Origin of the sequence: Rhizobium sp. NLR8a, assembly GCF_019685235.1 — a bacterium.
Lineage (GTDB): Bacteria > Pseudomonadota > Alphaproteobacteria > Rhizobiales > Rhizobiaceae > Rhizobium.
Window position 1 is genome coordinate 114,163 of record NZ_JABDWI010000010.1, and the last position, 16,051, is coordinate 130,213.

At 62.8% G+C, this 16,051-nt stretch carries 15 protein-coding genes; 9 read left to right on the forward strand and 6 right to left on the reverse strand.

Features of this window, described 5'->3' with window-relative positions; genetic code table 11:
• Window positions 1-209 precede the first annotated feature (209 nt).
• The 3 genes from HJC04_RS20135 to HJC04_RS20145 form a co-directional block, all read right to left on the reverse strand.
• Window positions 210-1,931: a DEAD/DEAH box helicase gene (locus tag HJC04_RS20135; RefSeq protein WP_210631580.1), complete on the reverse strand. Its 1,722-nt coding sequence runs from the start codon at window positions 1,929-1,931 to the stop codon at window positions 210-212.
• Between the two features lie 248 nt (window positions 1,932-2,179).
• Entirely contained in the window at window positions 2,180-3,295 is a 1,116-nt protein-coding gene (locus HJC04_RS20140; RefSeq protein ID WP_221146929.1) for a DNA alkylation repair protein, read from the reverse strand.
• 69 nt (window positions 3,296-3,364) lie between these two features.
• Window positions 3,365-3,670, reverse strand: a complete 306-nt coding sequence (locus tag HJC04_RS20145) for a hypothetical protein (protein WP_221146930.1) — start codon at window positions 3,668-3,670, stop codon at window positions 3,365-3,367.
• A gap of 321 nt (window positions 3,671-3,991) precedes the next feature.
• Between HJC04_RS20145 and HJC04_RS20150 the strand changes: the two genes are divergently transcribed.
• Window positions 3,992-7,387, forward strand: coding sequence for a response regulator (locus HJC04_RS20150; RefSeq protein ID WP_210630342.1), 3,396 nt, complete (start codon window positions 3,992-3,994; stop codon window positions 7,385-7,387).
• Window positions 7,388-7,391: 4 nt separating this feature from the next.
• On the opposite strand, the gene mnmD is transcribed toward HJC04_RS20150, so the two are convergent.
• The gene (gene mnmD, locus HJC04_RS20155; RefSeq protein WP_210630344.1) at window positions 7,392-8,120 is read right to left on the reverse strand and encodes a tRNA (5-methylaminomethyl-2-thiouridine)(34)-methyltransferase MnmD; all 729 of its coding nucleotides are present in this window, start codon (window positions 8,118-8,120) and stop codon (window positions 7,392-7,394) included.
• Here mnmD and HJC04_RS20160 point away from each other — a divergent pair.
• From HJC04_RS20160 to HJC04_RS20195, 8 genes are all read left to right on the forward strand, one after another.
• A complete protein-coding gene (locus tag HJC04_RS20160; RefSeq protein ID WP_221146931.1) occupies window positions 8,119-9,297 on the forward strand; it encodes an FAD-binding oxidoreductase in 1,179 nt (392 codons plus the stop codon). The two genes, mnmD and HJC04_RS20160, sit on opposite strands and share 2 nt — an antisense overlap.
• A gap of 114 nt (window positions 9,298-9,411) precedes the next feature.
• A complete protein-coding gene (locus HJC04_RS20165) occupies window positions 9,412-10,119 on the forward strand; it encodes a DUF1045 domain-containing protein (protein ID WP_221123053.1) in 708 nt (235 codons plus the stop codon).
• Window positions 10,120-10,232: 113 nt separating this feature from the next.
• Window positions 10,233-11,156, forward strand: coding sequence for an allantoinase PuuE (gene puuE, locus HJC04_RS20170; RefSeq protein ID WP_221146932.1), 924 nt, complete (start codon window positions 10,233-10,235; stop codon window positions 11,154-11,156).
• On the forward strand, window positions 11,156-11,656 hold the full coding sequence (gene uraD, locus HJC04_RS20175; RefSeq protein WP_221123051.1) for a 2-oxo-4-hydroxy-4-carboxy-5-ureidoimidazoline decarboxylase: 501 nt from the start codon (window positions 11,156-11,158) through the stop codon (window positions 11,654-11,656). Before puuE ends, uraD begins: the two co-directional genes overlap by 1 nt.
• Entirely contained in the window at window positions 11,653-12,015 is a 363-nt protein-coding gene (locus HJC04_RS20180; protein WP_210630351.1) for a DUF86 domain-containing protein, read from the forward strand. Before uraD ends, HJC04_RS20180 begins: the two co-directional genes overlap by 4 nt.
• Window positions 11,999-12,520 (forward strand): ureidoglycolate lyase, encoded by a 522-nt coding sequence (locus HJC04_RS20185; protein WP_221146933.1) that lies wholly within the window; start codon window positions 11,999-12,001, stop codon window positions 12,518-12,520. Before HJC04_RS20180 ends, HJC04_RS20185 begins: the two co-directional genes overlap by 17 nt.
• Window positions 12,517-12,873: a hydroxyisourate hydrolase gene (gene uraH / locus HJC04_RS20190; protein WP_210630353.1), complete on the forward strand. Its 357-nt coding sequence runs from the start codon at window positions 12,517-12,519 to the stop codon at window positions 12,871-12,873. Before HJC04_RS20185 ends, uraH begins: the two co-directional genes overlap by 4 nt.
• Entirely contained in the window at window positions 12,874-13,614 is a 741-nt protein-coding gene (locus HJC04_RS20195; RefSeq protein ID WP_221146934.1) for a metallophosphoesterase, read from the forward strand.
• Window positions 13,615-13,636: 22 nt separating this feature from the next.
• Here HJC04_RS20195 and HJC04_RS20200 read toward each other — a convergent pair whose 3' ends face one another.
• Together HJC04_RS20200 and HJC04_RS20205 are read right to left on the reverse strand one after the other, a co-directional pair.
• A complete protein-coding gene (locus tag HJC04_RS20200; RefSeq protein WP_221123048.1) occupies window positions 13,637-15,403 on the reverse strand; it encodes a flotillin family protein in 1,767 nt (588 codons plus the stop codon).
• On the reverse strand, window positions 15,400-16,047 hold the full coding sequence (locus HJC04_RS20205; protein WP_221146935.1) for an OB-fold-containig protein: 648 nt from the start codon (window positions 16,045-16,047) through the stop codon (window positions 15,400-15,402). Before HJC04_RS20205 ends, HJC04_RS20200 begins: the two co-directional genes overlap by 4 nt.
• Window positions 16,048-16,051: the final 4 nt, after the last annotated feature.

A 16,051-nucleotide genomic window follows, 5' to 3' on the forward strand; every position in this document is an offset into this window, starting at 1 on the left:
ATTGTTTTGCAAGGCTCCCGCCAGTGCTGCGAAGGCGGCTTCGATCTCCTCAACCGGGGCCGTTCAGAAAACGGGAAGCGCGACCGAGTACTGCCGTCGCGGTGTTGCCGTCTGCACGCTGAGAAAAGGCCGGGGCATCTCACCCAATGCTCCGGCCTCATATTCAAGACCGAAGCACCGGCCTTTTCGCCTTGAAATCAATCGGCGCCTCAGGCGCGTTCGCGGCGCTGGCCACCGTTGCGGTTGCCGCCACGGCGGTTGCCGCCGTTGCCGTCGCGGCGCTGTTCGCCGCCCTGGGCCTGGTGTGGGCCGCGATCTTCGCCGTGTTTGCGGGCCGGGCGGCCGTGGGCGTGCCGGCCGTTGCCGCGGTGATGACCGCTCGGCTCCCCATTGGCGTGGTGGCCATTGCCGCCATGGGCGGGGCGCTGCGGCTTTGCCGGGCGGAAATCGGAGGTCGAGGCCAGATCATTGTCGGGGCCGAAATCCGGGGCCGCTTCGCCGCGGCGCTGGCCGCGGAAGTCCGCGTTGCGGCTTGGGCGCTCGGGACGCGGACGGCGCTCACGGCGTTCCTCACCGCCGGCGCGGGTTTCGCTGCCTTCGCCGTCGCGGCGCGGGCGGCGTTCCTGGCGGCTGCCGCGATGTTCCGAACGGTTGGCATCGTCACGGCCTTCGCCGCGGCCCTGGCCGCCGCCGCGATTGCGGTTGTTGCCATTGCCGTTGCCGCGGCGCGGGCCGCTGGCACTGATATGTGCCGGCGGCTCGCCGCTGGCAACTGATATGTCGATGCCCATCAGGCGCTCGATATCGCGCAGCAGCTTGGCCTCGTCGGGGGCGCAGAAGGCGATAGCGATGCCGTCGCGGCCGGCGCGCGCCGTGCGGCCGATGCGATGGACATAGGCATCCGGCACTTCCGGCAGGTCGTAGTTGTAAACGTGGCTGACGGCCGGGATATCGATGCCGCGGGCGGCGACGTCGGTGGCGATCAGCGTCTTGATGCTGCCGTCGCGGAAGGCCTTCAGCGCTCGCTCGCGCTGGCCCTGGCTCTTGTTGCCGTGGATGGAGGCGACGGAATAACCGATATTGTCGAGATGCTTCATCAGCTTCTCCGCACCATGCTTTGTGCGCAGGAAGACGATGGCGCGGCCGTCGGGGTTTTCGGTCAGCGACTTGCGCAGCAGTTCCGTCTTGTCGTTCTTGCCGGCGACGAAATGCACATACTGCTCGACCTTGTCGGCAGCCTTGCCGGGCGGCGTGACTTCGACCTTCACGGGATCGACGAGATATTCGCCGGCGAGATCGGCGATCGCCTTCGGCATGGTGGCCGAAAACAGCATGGTCTGGCGCTTCTTCGGCACCAGCTTGGCGATCTTGCGCAAGTCGTGCACGAAGCCGAGGTCGAGCATCTGATCGGCCTCGTCGAGCACGAGATAACGCACCGTCGTCAGCGTGATGGCGCGGCGGTTGACGAGGTCGAGCAGGCGGCCGGGCGTGGCGACCAGGATGTCGGTGCCCTTTTCGAGCTGCAGTTGCTGCTTGTTGATCGAGACGCCGCCGACGACGACGTTGACGCGCAGATGCGACTTGCGGATGAACTTCTTCAGGTTGTCGGCGATCTGGTTCACCAGCTCACGGGTCGGCGCCAGGATCAGCGTCCGCGTCGTCCGGTTATCAGGGCGGCGCTCGTCAGCGAGCAGCTTTTCGATGAGCGGCAGGCCGAAGGCGGCTGTTTTGCCGGTCCCGGTCTGGGCAAGGCCGATCAGGTCGCGGCCTTCGAGGAGGAGGGGGATGGCCTGTTCCTGGATCGGCGTCGGTGTTTCGATGCCGAGCTGGAACAAGGTTGCGACGATCGGCTTGGAGACACCAAGCGATTCAAAATTAGTCAAGGCATAACCTTTCGGGGCGCCACAATGATTAGCGCCGGAACGCACCATGCGATCCGGTTTCATTCTGGCGTCAAGAACCCCGCGTGAAGTGGGAACTTGCAAGTTGGAAAAAGCTTTCCAGCGCTTCTGGCCGCTGATTGGGAGTGCGGCGTTCTATCGAAATGCGCTTTTGTCCCTTCTTCCTGCGTTTCGTATTTTCTAGCAGGGGCACGCTCACGCGGCGGCCGGAAGGGTGAAAGCTGAGCCGCATTTGGGCTAGTTCGCTGGAAAAGTCAAGTGCAGCGCACAAAAAGGCATTAGCTCCGGTCGGGCGAGGGCATTCTGAGGACGAAACTTTCCGATGCGCTTTCCGCGCCGTTGACAAGGATGGCAATGCGATGCTCGCCGGGATAGTAGCGCCGCGTGGTGATTGGCCGCATGGCGTGGCGGCGTCCGATCGCATGGGTTTGGCGGGGGGCTAATGTAACCGTCTTGCATTTGAAGACCTTGGGCGAAAGCGAGCCATCGGCTTTCACGTGGTGGATGGCGTAGTCGATCATCAGTGAGTGGGTGGTTTCGCCTGAATTGGTCAGGCGGATTTCGAAATCCAGCCCTTCGCCGAACATCACCTCGCCGTTCAGAAGCCGCAGCTCGCACGTCAGCGCGGCAGCGGCACCGAAACCGAAATTGGCAAGCGCCCGCGCATGGCCTTTCTTCAGGAGTGTGCGAGAGGCATGTTTCAGCAGACGGCGGCGCTCGGCCGATGCACCCTCGATGTGGCCGGCGATGAGGGCGGCGACCAGATCCGGATGATCCTTGGCGATATCGTTCAGACTGTTGGCGACGGAGCGGCGCACATAATCCTCCGGATCATCCATCAGCGCGGTGAGGATCGGCAGGATTGGCGCGGGATCTTTCACGAGCTGCGGCAGCCGCATGGCCCAGGGCAGGCGCGGCCGCGTTCCTTCGCTCGCCAGCCGGCGCACATGCTGGTCGGGATCGCCGACCCAGCTGGAGATGATGGTAAGCGCGCGCTCCTGGTCACGATGGATGAAGGGACGGATGCCGAATTCGCCGGTGAAGTGCGGCGTCAGCGCCTTCAGGAGATCAAGGCCGAGATCGAAATGATCAGGGCCACGGGCAGCGATGAACTGATTGACCGGCAACAGCATCCAGCCGGAAAGCCCGGGTCTGCCCGATGCAGGCAGGCTCGCTATCAGGATGGCGGCGGCTTCGGGGAAATCGCCGGGAAGAGTGGCGAACAGCGCGTCGCGGATTAGCGCCGAGCGCTCCATTAGTTCCAGCGCTGCGATGCCGTCGGTCGCGAGCCTTATGAAGCGCTCCCTGTCGAAGGACGGCGCGTTGAAGGCGATGCGATCGGCCATATCGCCAGCCAGCCCTTCATGCAGCAGGTTCTTGAGCGGTTCCGGCATGCTGATCCTCCCTCTGTGGCAGGATTGGACCGGCGCCGCCGGGAGGTCAAGCGGCGCCGGATGCGGTTTTTATTCCGGGCAGACCTTGACGCGGTAGGGGTCGCCCCAATCGTCGTGCCGCCATTCGATGTGGCAAGACGGCCGGTAATAGGTCCGGTAGACGGGATAAGGGCGATAGGCGGGGTAGGCCGGATAGACGGAGTAGGCAGGGCGGGCGGCCTCTGACAGCAGGGCGCCGCCGACGACGCCAGCGGCAAGGCCGCCCCAGAAGGCATCGCGGGGATGGGCATCGGCTGTGGTGGCGGTGGCGAGAGAGGCGCCGGCACAGGTCAGCGCGATCAGGCCCGTCGCCATGGTCTTATGAAGAACGGACATGGTATTTTCCTTGATTTAGACTGGCTTCTCTAAAGCCATGGCCAGACTCCGCCCGGATCGCGGCGGAGCGATGGCCGCACAAGGGCTCTCCGGATTAAATTTTGGTCATGATTTCAACGGCAGTCGAGAGCGAAACGGATTGCGGCCGGCCGCATTTGCTGCCGACGATGCTTCGGGTTCGCGCAGAAAATGCGGCCTCTTCGCCTGATAAGCCGGCGTGTAAAATTCCGCTCTCGAAATTTATGGTTAAAACCTTGTTAAAAGCCTTGGCGTTATAGTCTTTGTCGTTGATATTTCATTCATTGCGGGAGCGACAATTATTTGAAATCAGCCGGCGACATTCTGGAATTGGCTTGCCGCCGGATCGCTGATCTGGACACCCCGGCCTATGTCAAGAATAGCGAGCTGCGCTACATCGCCGTCAACGAGGCCTATGCCGATTTCCTCGGCCGCGAGATTTCCGATTTCATCGGCAGGCGGAGCCGCGAGCTCTTCGACCGTCCCGAGGAAGAGGATCGCGAGGATAAGGAGCGCCGTGCGCTGGTGTTCGGCACCGAGGAAAACGCCGTCTGCTTTGATGCCGCGGGCGTTGGCCACGAGCGCATCCAGATCGAAAGCTTCTCGCCGTCGCCGGAGCGGATTTACGTCCTCGGCATCTTTGAAGACCGCGAGCGCCGGGCCGTTGCCGGCAGGAAGGCCGCCGGCAGCTCTCAGGCTGTAAACGATTCCGGAACTGCCGCCGACCTCGCCCAGGTGCGCGAGGCACTGGAGAATCTCGCTCATCCGATCGGCATCATTGCGGCGGACGGGCGCCCGCTGGTCGTCAATGCAGCCTATCGCAACGGCGCGACGCCGGTGGCCGCCGGCGAATCGGCTTGGGGAGAGAGCGTCAACGAACTCGACGTTCTACGTACCGTCCTGGAGGACCTGCCGGTTGCGGTTTTCGTCCGCGACGACAAGCACCGCCTGGTCTATGCCAACAAATATTATGAGACCTTCAGCGGGCGCGCCCGCTCCGAGTATCTGGGAATGACCGAACACGAAATGTTCGGGCCGGAAGGTGCTGAGGCGATCTACCAGGAAAACCTGCTGGCGCTCAGGGACGGCATTTCGGTGGAGCTCGAGAGCGAGATGCCGAGCAATAGCGGGCATGTCTATCCCGTCATCTCGCGCGTCAACCGTGTCATGACGGCGGATGGGCGAACCTATGTCGTCGGCTCCTTTTCCGACATCTCGCCACTCAAGGAACGCGAAAAGGCGCTGATTGAATCGCGCAAGCAGCAAGAGATACTGCATCGGGACATCGAGAGCATTCTGCGTTCGCTGCCGATCGGCGTGCTGATCCTCGATAACGACCACCAGATTCTCTACGTCAACGACGAATTCTACAGCATCTGGGAACTGCCGCTCGACGATCGCTTCGACGGCCGCCCGTTCATCGACGTCATCCGCCGCAATGACGAGCTCGGCCGCTACGACGGGACGCAGACGCCGGAAGAGATCTACGCCTTCCGCAAACATCTGTTCGAGGCCGAAGAGCCCGAGCCGATCGAGCTTGGCTGGGCGGGCGGCAAATCCGTGATCTTCGACAGCCGCCGCATCTCCAACGATCGTATCCTGCTGACCTATGCCGATATTTCGGCGGTGCGCGAGCGGGAAAAGGAAATCCACGAGACGCGTGCAGCCCTTGAGCGGCTCGGCGAAATGATGCGCGACGCGACGCACGCCATGTCGCAGGGCATTGCCATCGTTCAGGACGGAATCATCAAGATGTCCAATGAGGCGATGGCCGATATCCTGCAGATCCCGCCGCACTATATCGAGGCTGGCCAAGGCTGGCTCGGCATGTTCGAATTCTGTGCGGCGCGCGGCGATTTCCACGATGCGGCGGAACAGATCCTGCAAGAGTGGCGCGCCAACATCGCGGCCAGGCAGCCGATTTCCACCGCCTTCCATGTCGGCGGCGAGCGCTGGGTAAACATGGATGCAACGGTCAGCCGGGGACAGCATTGGGTGGCGCTGTTCACCGACGTCACCGAACTCAAGAGCCGCGAGGAGGAATTGCGCCAGCTCCTGTCGCGCGCCGAAGCCGCCGACCGCGCCAAATCCGAATTCCTTGCCAATATGAGCCACGAGATCCGCACGCCGATGAATGGTGTACTCGGCATGGCGGAACTGCTGGCCAAGACCAATCTCGACGCGCGCCAGAAAACCTTCATCGACATCATCGTCAAGTCGGGCAATGCGCTGCTGACTATTATCAACGACATCCTCGATTTTTCGAAGATCGATGCCGGACAGATGAAACTGCGCAAAGCCGCTTTCGATATCACCGAAGCGGTGGAGGATGTGGCGACACTCCTCTCCTCGCATGCAGCCGAGAAGAATATCGAACTCCTGGTGCGGGCAGCACCGGACCTGCCGGCCGCGGTGATCGGAGACGCCGGTCGTTTCCGCCAAATCGTCACCAATCTCGTCGGCAACGCCGTCAAGTTCACCGAGCGCGGCCATGTCTTCGTCGATGTCGGCTTCGAGACGATCGCTGGTGGGGAGATCATGGCGATCATCCGCATCGAGGATACCGGTATCGGCATTCCCCGAGAAAAGCTCGAAACGGTCTTCGACAAGTTTTCGCAGGTCGACACCTCGTCGACCCGCCGGCATGAGGGAACGGGGCTCGGCCTTGCGATCACTGCCGGCCTCGTCGATCTCTTCGGCGGCTATATCAATGTCGAGAGCGAATGGGGCAAGGGCTCTGTCTTCACCATCAATCTGCCTTTAGCGGTGGCGGCCGCCCGCCTCGAGCCGAAGCCGCTGCCGATCAATGTACAGGGCGCGCGCATCCTCGTCGTCGACGACAATGAGGTGAACCGCCGCATTCTCACCGAGCAGCTTTCGCTCTGGGGCTTCGACGGAGTGGCTGCCGAGGGTGGCGGCACCGGTCTGGCGATCCTCAAGGCAGCGGTCGATCTCGGTGTCACCGTGGACGCTGTCGTGCTCGACTATCACATGCCCGACATGAACGGCGCCGATGTCGCGCGCCGGCTGCGCGCCGATCCCCGCTTCGTCGAACTGCCGATCATCTTCCTGACGTCGATGGATATTTCCGGCACGGAAAAGGAATTCGCGGCGCTGAACGGCCATGCGCATCTGATGAAGCCGGCACGCGCCAACGTGCTGCGCAACACCGTCGTCGAAGTGGTGCGCGCCCGCCGCGTGAAGCAGGCTTCGGAAGCCGAGATCGCCCGCCTGCGGGTTGAGGCGGCCGTGCCGGCGCCCGCGCCTGCCCTGGTGCCGCAGAAGCGGACGGCCGAATTCGTCGACGTCCTCGTCGCCGAGGACAACGAGGTCAACCAGATCGTCTTCACCCAGATCCTGCAGTCGACGGGGCTTTCCTTCCTGGTCGTCAACAACGGGCAGGAGGCGGTTACCGCCTGGGAGAGCCACACGCCGCGCATCATCATGATGGACGTTTCGATGCCCGTCATGAACGGTCATGAGGCGACACGGACGATCCGCGAGAGGGAAAAGGGGCAGGGCCATCGGGTGCCGATCATCGGCGTCACCGCCCATGCGCTCGAAAGCGACCGCGAGGCCTGCCTCGATGCGGGCATGGACGACTACATGTCGAAGCCAATCAGCCCGGAACTGCTGGAGGAGAAGATCCGGCAATGGCTCGGCAAGGACGAGCTGCAGCCGGAGCGCACCAGCTACTGATCTTTTATTCGCTGAACGCCTTTATGCCGCAGAGCATTTCGCGCTTGCCGGCGAAGCCCTTGCGGCGTTCGACGGCAAAGCCGGCGGCGATGAGGTTGCGGCGCACGAAGCCGGCCGCGGCGTAAGTTGCGAAGGTGCCGTCGGCCACGGTCTTTTCGTTAACCTCACGCATCAGTTCCACCGACCACATGTCGCCGTTGCGCGAGGGGGCGAAGCCATCGAGATACCAGGCGTCGAAGCCGGGCTTTGCCGCCGCGACGCCGTCGAGCGCCGCGCCGCAGACGACGCTGAGCCGCGTCTGGGCATCGAGATCGAGCGAGACAGTGCGAACAGGCGTCTGCGGCCATGCCGCCGTCAGGGCTTCCCTCTCGGCATCGATTTCCCCCCAGTGCGAGAGCGCCCGGCCGATCTCTTCGCCGCGCATCGGATGCAGTTCGAAGGAGATGAAATGCAGGTGCTGACCGTCTGCTCGGTGCAGTTTCCATTGCCGCCAGGTCTCGGCAAAGTTGAGCCCGGTGCCGAAGCCGAGTTCGCCGATCACAAATTCGGGCCGCCCACTCCAACGCTCCGGCAGGCCGTTGCCGGCCAGGAAGACGTGCCCGCATTCCAGCCGGCCATCGGTCTGGCAATAAAAATGATCGCCAAAGGCGGTGGAATAGGGCATATCGCCGTCGCGCCATTCGAGCGGCTGCGGCGCGCCCGCGCCAATCTTATCGGGGTTCACGTCTTTCATGGAAAAAGCCGATAGTCCTCAGCAAGCGCCCGGTCAATCTTCTTGCGATTTGCTGATCGTCGGCGGTGGCATCATGGGTCTCTGGGCTGCCGTCCATGCCGAACGCCGCGGCATGAGCACCCTCCTCGCCGACGCCGCCAGCTTGGGCGGAGGCGCGAGCGGCGGCCTGCTCGGCGCGCTGATGCCGCATATGCCGGACCAGTGGTCGGAGAAAAAGCAGTTCCAGTTCGACGCGTTGGTCTCGCTTGAAACCGAAATTGCCACGCTTGAGGCCGAAACCGGGCTTTCGGCTGGCTACAACAGGTCTGGGCGGCTGATCCCGCTGCCGAAGCCGCATCTCAAGCGCATCGCCCGCGGCCATTCCGGGGACGCCGAACGCCATTGGCGGGCAGGCGAACGCCACTTCCACTGGCATGTGCTCGACAGGGCGCCAGTCGGTGGTTGGCCCGACGCATCTGCCGGCGAAAGTGGCTTCGTGCATGATACGCTCGCCGCCCGTGTTGCGCCCCGCTCATTGATCTCAGCGCTCATCGCCTTGCTGCGGCGGGCAAAACACGTGCGTATCATGGAGCATGCGGCCGTTGCCGCCCTCGATCCCGATCGTGGCACCGCGGAAATTGGCGGCGAAACCATTGCCTTCAGCCGCTGCATCCTGGCTGCCGGCCATCAGTCCTTTCCGTTGCTGCAGGAGCTGACGCCGGGGGCGAAAAGGCCGCTCGGCCAGCCAGTGAAGGGGCAGGCGGCGCTGTTGAGGGCCGATGTCGACCCGGCGCTGCCGACGATCTTCCTCGATGGGCTCTACTTGGTGGCGCACGAAGGCGGGTATGCGGCAATCGGCAGCACCAGCGAGAACCGCTTTGACGATCCCGGCTCGACCGACGCGCAACTCGACGCGCTGATCGAGGCGGCGCGGGCGATCGCGCCGGCGCTCCGCAACGCCCCTGTCATCGAGCGCTGGGCAGGGCTTCGCCCGAAGGCCATCGACCGCGATCCGATGATCGGCCGCCATCCCGTCCATCCCCGATTGATCGCACTGACCGGCGGTTTCAAGGTCAGCTTCGGACTGGCGCATCGGCTGGCGGAAGCTGCGATTTGTATCGCCGGCGATACAGATTGTGAATTTTCGCTGCCGGAAAGCTTCGCGATATCAAGCCATATTGCTGTCGCTTCACGTTAAACGTGAATTAGATACAGCTGCGTTTCGTTATTCTGTCATGCAAATCACCTATCTGCTTGCGCATCGGCAGCGCCGGATCTTGCCGGCGCTCACTTCCTTGATGGAGGAAATTGCATGCGCTATGCCATTTGCTTCACGCCTCCGGCGAGCGACCCCCTGTCGCTCGTGGCCGCCAATTGGCTAGGCCGAAACGTGTTTTCGGGCGATATGGTGGAGCCTCCGGCCGTCCGCGGCCTCGGCATTCACGAGATCGCCTTTTATACCGCCGTGCCGCGACGCTATGGTTTTCACGGTGTTTTGAAGGCGCCTTTTCACCTGTCCGCCGGCACGTCGGAATCGCAACTCCTGCGCGATCTCATGCGTTTTGCCGGGACCTATGCCCCTTTCCAGATTCCCCGTCTGGAGATCGCCCGGCTCGGCAGTTTTTACAGCCTGATGCCGAGCGCTCCCTGTGAGCCGATCCAGTATCTGGCTTCGGCGATCGTCCAGGAGTTTGATCGTTTCCGGGCGCCGCTGAGTGAAGCCGACATCGAGCGAAGTGATCCCGACGGATTGTCGGCGGCGCAATTTGCCAATCTGCATCGTTGGGGCAATCCCTATGTGATGGAGGAGTTCCGCTTCCATATGCCGGTGACGGGCCCCATCAATGCGATCGACATGCCCCGCATCGAGCCGGTGCTGCGAACGATCTTCGAGCCCGTCTTGAGGGAGCCGGTGATGGTTTCGAATGTGGCTTTGATGATCGAGGAAGGCACCGGCGGCCCCTTCCGCGTTCACTCGCTCCACCCGATGGGCAAGGTCAGCGCGCGCAGGATCGCCTGAGCCGATATCAAGCTAAGCCATTGTGAATGAGAGAGAAATTTTGCTGCGCAGTTTCCGTCTCGACATTCCGGCTGCGGATGATACCGTTCCCCGTCTTTTCAGAAGGTGATTTGATGGTATCCGAGACCTACCCGCGCAATCTCGTCGGCTACGGGCGTCAGACGCCCGATCCGAAGTGGCCGGGCGACGCCCGCGTCGCCGTGCAGTTCGTCATCAATTACGAAGAGGGCGGCGAAAGCTGCATCCTCGAAGGCGATCCGGCTTCCGAAAACCTGCTGTCGGAGATCGTCGGCGCGGCCGCCTGGCCGGGGCAGCGCAATCTCAACATGGAATCGATCTACGAATATGGTTCGCGGGCAGGCTTCTGGCGGCTCTGGCGGATGTTCACCGGTCTCAAGGTGCAGGCGACCGTCTACGGCGTGACGCTGGCGATGGCCCGCAATCCCGAAGCCGTCGCGGCCATGAAAGAGGCCGGCTGGGAGATCGCCAGCCACGGTTATCGCTGGCTGGAATACAAGGATTTCCCCGAGGATCTGGAGCGCAAGCACATTCTCGAAGCCGTGCGCCTGCATACCGAAATTACCGGCGAGCGGCCCTTCGGGATGTACCAGGGAAAACCTTCCGACAACACGCTGCGACTGGTGCAGGAAGAGGGCGGTTTCCTCTATTCCTCCGATTCCTATGCCGATGACCTGCCTTACTGGGTGAAGGGCATCGACGGGAAGCCCTTCCTGATCATCCCCTATACGCTCGAAACCAACGACATGCGTTTTGCCACGCCGCAGGGTTTCAACGCCGGCGATCAGTTCTTCACCTATCTCAAGGATGCTTTCGATACGCTTTATGAGGAAGGGAAGGACGGCAGCCCGAAGATGATGTCGGTCGGCCTGCATTGTCGCCTCGTCGGGCGTCCGGGCCGGGCGGCCGCTCTGAGGCGCTTCATCGAATATGTGCTGAAGCACGACAAGGTCTGGATCCCGCGCCGCATCGAGATCGCCGAGCACTGGCACAAGCATCATCAGCCGGATGCGCTTTAATGCTGTCGCGCGAGGATTTCGTTTCCCGCTTCGGCGGCGTCTTCGAGCATTCCCCTTTCATTGCCGAACGCGCCTATGACGCGGGCAGCCTAACGGAGCCGCTGACGGCATCAGCTGTGCACGCAGCGCTCACCGCCGTCTTCCGTGCGGCAAGCCGGGATGAGCGTCTCGGCATTCTGCGCGCCCATCCCGATCTTGCCGGGCGTCTGGCGATAGCAGGTGAACTCACGGAAGACAGCCGCAAGGAGCAGGCCGGCGCCGGTCTCGATCGGCTGAGCCCGGCCGAACATGCCCGCTTCACCGAACTTAATGCAGCCTATGTCGAAAAATTCGGCTTTCCCTTCATCATCGCCGTCAAAGGGCTCGATAAGGACGATATCCTTTCTGCCTTCGAAACGCGGATCGGCAATGACCTGGATGAGGAATTCGCGACCGCCACGACACAGGTCGAGCGGATCGCGCTGCTGCGCCTGACATCGATGTTGCCGGAGGGCGAATGAGCGAGCATCGTGCTATCGACTATCTCAATGAAATGCAGAAGGCGGCAGCCGAAGCGCTATACTTCGTGGGCGGAATGGATGAGGCGGCCTTCGCCGAGGACAATCTCACCTTCAAGGCGGTTGCCTTCTGCCACTTCACCATCGGCGCGGCTGCGTCCCGACTGCTCGTAACCCATCCGGAATTCGCAACCGAGCATCCCACTCTGCCGTGGACAAAAATCTGCGGAACGGGCAACCGTATCCTGGAAGACGTCTTCGCCCTCGATGCCTCCGACATCTGGGATGCAACCTATCGCACGCTGCCGGAACTTCTCGTCGAGATCGACGCCATTCGTCACTGGCATGCCGAAGGCGAGTGAACCATTGTCTGATTTTCTCGACATCCGCCCGCTTACCAGATCGGCCTTCGCCCCCTTCGGCGAAGTGATCGAAGCCGATCCAGCCTCGATGCGGCTCATCAACGGCGGCACGACCGAGCGCTTCCATGCATTGGCCGCAGCCGAGGCGGCGGGCGAGGGCGCGCGCGTCATCATCAATATCTTTCGCGGCCAGCCGCGCAGCTTCCCCTATGACGTCGACATGATGGAGCGCCATCCGTTCGGCAGTCAGAGTTTCTCGCCGATTTCCGGCCGCCCCTTCCTCGTCGTCGTCTCCGAGGACGAGGGCGGACGTCCGGGCAGGCCGCAGGTGTTTTTCGCGCGCGGAAACCAGGGTGTGAACTATCGCCGCAATGTCTGGCATCACCCCCTGATGGCGCTCGGCCAGACCTCCGATTTCCTGGTCGTCGACCGCGACGGCCCTGGCAATAATCTTGAGGAATTCTTCTTCGAAACCCCCTATGTCATCAAAGAGCCAGCCCCATGACCGGACTGACGACACATGTGCTCGACACCGCCCTCGGCAAGCCCGCCGAGGGCCTCAGGATCGATCTTTTCCAGCTCGACGGCGAGATCCGCAGACATCTGAAAACGGTGGAGACCAATGCGGACGGCCGAGTCGATGGTGGCCCGATGCTTGCCGGCGAAAACTTTCACGTCGGCACCTACGAATTGGTCTTCCACGCCGGTGAGTATCTCAGGGCCTGCGGCACGCCGCTGCCGCATCCGGCCTTCCTCGACCTAGTGCCGATCCGCTTCGGTATCGCGGATGTCACTGCGCACTATCACGTGCCGCTGCTGCTTTCGCCCTATGGCTATTCCACCTACCGGGGAAGCTAGATGCGTTTTGCCGCAATCGCCGACATTCACGGCAACTATCTGGCGCTCGAGGCGGTGCTTGCCGATATTCAGGCGCAGGGCATCGAGGAGATCGTCAATCTTGGTGATTTCTTCAGCAGTCCGCTGAATGCCGGCCGGACAGCTGATCTGCTGATGGCGCTCGGCCTGACCTCGGTGCGCGGCAATCACGACCGCTATCTCATCGAGCAGGACCCGGCCCTAATGCACGCCTCGGATGCCGTCGCCTACCGGCAACTGACGCCATCCCATCTCGATTGGCTGCGGGGTCTGCCGTTCGATACCGTCTATCGCGGCGAGGCCTATCTCTGCCACGCGACGCCGAAGGACGACAATCTCTACTGGCTTGAGTCCGTCTCGCCGGAAGGGCTTGTCTTCCTGAAGCCGATCGAAGCGATCGAGGCGCTCGCCGAAGGCATCGACCTGCCGCTGATCCTCTGCGGCCACAGCCATGTGCCTCGCGCCGTTCGCGTCTCCAATGGCCGGCTTATCGTCAATCCCGGCAGTGTCGGCTGCCCTGCCTATGATGACGTGCTGCCCTATTATCACAAGGTCGAAGCCGGCCATCCGTTGGCCGGCTATGCCATTCTAGAAAAGACGGCGGCGGGATGGACATGGCAGTTCAGGAACGTCGCCTACGACCATATGGCGATGTCGGCACTGGCCGCCGAAAGGGGCCGTGCCGACTGGGCGAGCGCGCTGGCGACAGGCTGGGTGCGATAGCCCGGACCTGTCTGCGCTCTGATCAATCCTTCTCCGGCGCCTGAGGGGCGATCGTCTGTGCAGGAGCCGCGGCCGGTGCCACAGGCTTTACTGGCGTGGCAGGCGGGGTTGCCTGTTTTGCAGGAGCCGCGGCTGAAATTACCGGTTTTGCGCCATCAAGCTTTCCAAGCAGGGATGAAATGGCATTGTCGCCGTCGAAGCCGGCCTCCTTCAACAATTTGTCGAGGATCGGCTTGTTGGCCTGATAGGAGAGCAACTGGCCGGCCAGCCCATCGCCGAGACCAATGCCGCTTTCACCGTTCGCGCCGTTTCCGCGGCCGAGCATGCCGCCGGTGTCGAAGATCCTGATGTCGGAGATCTTCTCGATCGGCTTGACCGCCTCGGCGAGTGCCTCGGGAATGATGCGGATACGCTCGCGAGTGATCTCGAACTCGATGATGGTCTGGCTGAGCTTGTTGCGGGCTTCGTTGAGCAGGGCTTCGCTTTCAGCCTGAGCCCGGCCGGTTTCGAGAATGCCCTTGGCCTTGATGATCGCCGCATCCGCTTCGGCGGTCGCAAGCGTCTTGATGGCTTCCGCCTGGTCGATCGCGGCCTGTTTCTCGGCTTCGGCGCCGACGGTGACGGCGGTGGCTTCGGTTTCGGCAGTCTTGCGCGCGTCGATCACGGCGATCTGCTTTTCGCGCTCGGCGATTTCGATGGCCTTGGCGGTGCCGACCTTTTCCTCTGCCGCGATGGCGCGGGCGCGGGCCATTTCGGCAGTGGCCTTCGCCTCGGATTCCTCGCGGCTCTTGTTGGCAACGGCGATGGCGCTTTCCTGGGCGACGATCTGAAGGTCGCGCTTGGCTTCGGTATCGCGCTGCTGGACGGCGCGGGCGGCATCGATGTTTGCGCTTTCGCGGGCCTGCTTGGCGGCTGCCTCGCGCTCGGCGATCGCCTGTTCGGAGGCGATGCGGGCCTCCTCCTCGGCGCGTTTGGCCGCCTGTTCCTGCTGCGCGGTTTCGGCGCGGGTCGCGGCGGATTTGTTGGCGATGTCGCGTTCCTGGTTGAGCTCGGCTTCGCGCTTCGTCCGTTCGATCGCCAGCGACTGCTGGCGGGCTTCCAGATCCTTCTGGGCAATGGCGACTTCGGTATCGCGAACGATTTCGTTTCGCTCCTTCTTGCGGCCCTCGGTGATGCGGGTCAGCGCCGCCAGACCCTGGGCGTCGAAGAAGTTGTTGGCGTTGAAATGCTTGATGTCCGTTTGATCGAGGCGGGTGAGCGACACAGATTCCAGCTCGAGACCGTTCGACTGGAGGTCGGCGCCGACGGCTTCCTGCACCGCCTTGACGAAATCCATGCGCTGCTCCTGCAGCGCGTCGAGGTTCATGGTCGCCGCCACCGAGCGAAGGCCATCGACGAATTTCGCTTCGATGAGGATGCGGAGCGCCTCGGCGTCGTTGGTGCGGCTGCCAAGCGTCTGGGCGGCCAGCGCGATCGAGGAGCCGTCGGGTTTGACGCGGACGTAGAATTCGGCGCCGATATCGACGCGCATGCGGTCCTTGGTGATCAGCGCATCGCCTTCGCCGCGGCGGACTTCGAGGCGCAGCGTCTTCAGGTTCACCCGGGCGATCGAGTGGAAGATCGGCAGAACGACTGAACCGCCGTCGAGCACGACCTTCTGGCCGCCGAGACCGGTGCGCACATAGGCCTCGTCGCGGCTGGAGCGCGTATAGAGAGAGGCGAGGACAAAACCGATGCCGAAGATCAGAACGATGCCGATGCCGGCCGGTAGAATAATGTCATACATCATGGCTGCTCCCTGAAAGATTGATTATCCGCTGCAGCGGGATCCGCCAGTGCGGGAATGGCGATAAATACATCTGCCTTGCGATCGACGAGGAGAACCTCGGTGCCGACCTTGAGAGGGCCTTGGTCTCTGGCGGCCTTGGCTCTCAGCACGTGCCAGTTTCCATGCTGGTCCTTGACGCGGACGCGTCCGGGCAGTCCCTGGTCGAGCGGGCCGAGCGATACTTCGGCGGTCCGGCCGATCAGCGCGTCGAGATCGACGGCATAGGTCTCGTCGTGCGGCACGATCCGCGCCACGGTCCTGCTCGATGCCCTGACCATGGGAACCGTGACCAGGATGGCGGGAATGGCGGCGACGGCGGCGGGAAGCGGCGCCCAGAAGGCGTTGGCGACGGCCTGTATGGCAAAGCCCGTCATGGCGAAGAAGCCGAGCGCCAGCATGATGAGGATGAGCAGGGGAACGCCGCCGACATTGAGCCAGGACAGATAGCCCGAAAGCCCGTCATGGCCATGGAAATCCGGTTTTCCCAGAAATTCCATGATCGAAAAACCCATGACGGTCGCAAGCATTTCGATTGCGGTCAGGCCTGCGAGCACGGCGGCGGCGATGGCGAAGGGAGCACATTCGGGGGCGAAGAGAAGTGCCATCGGC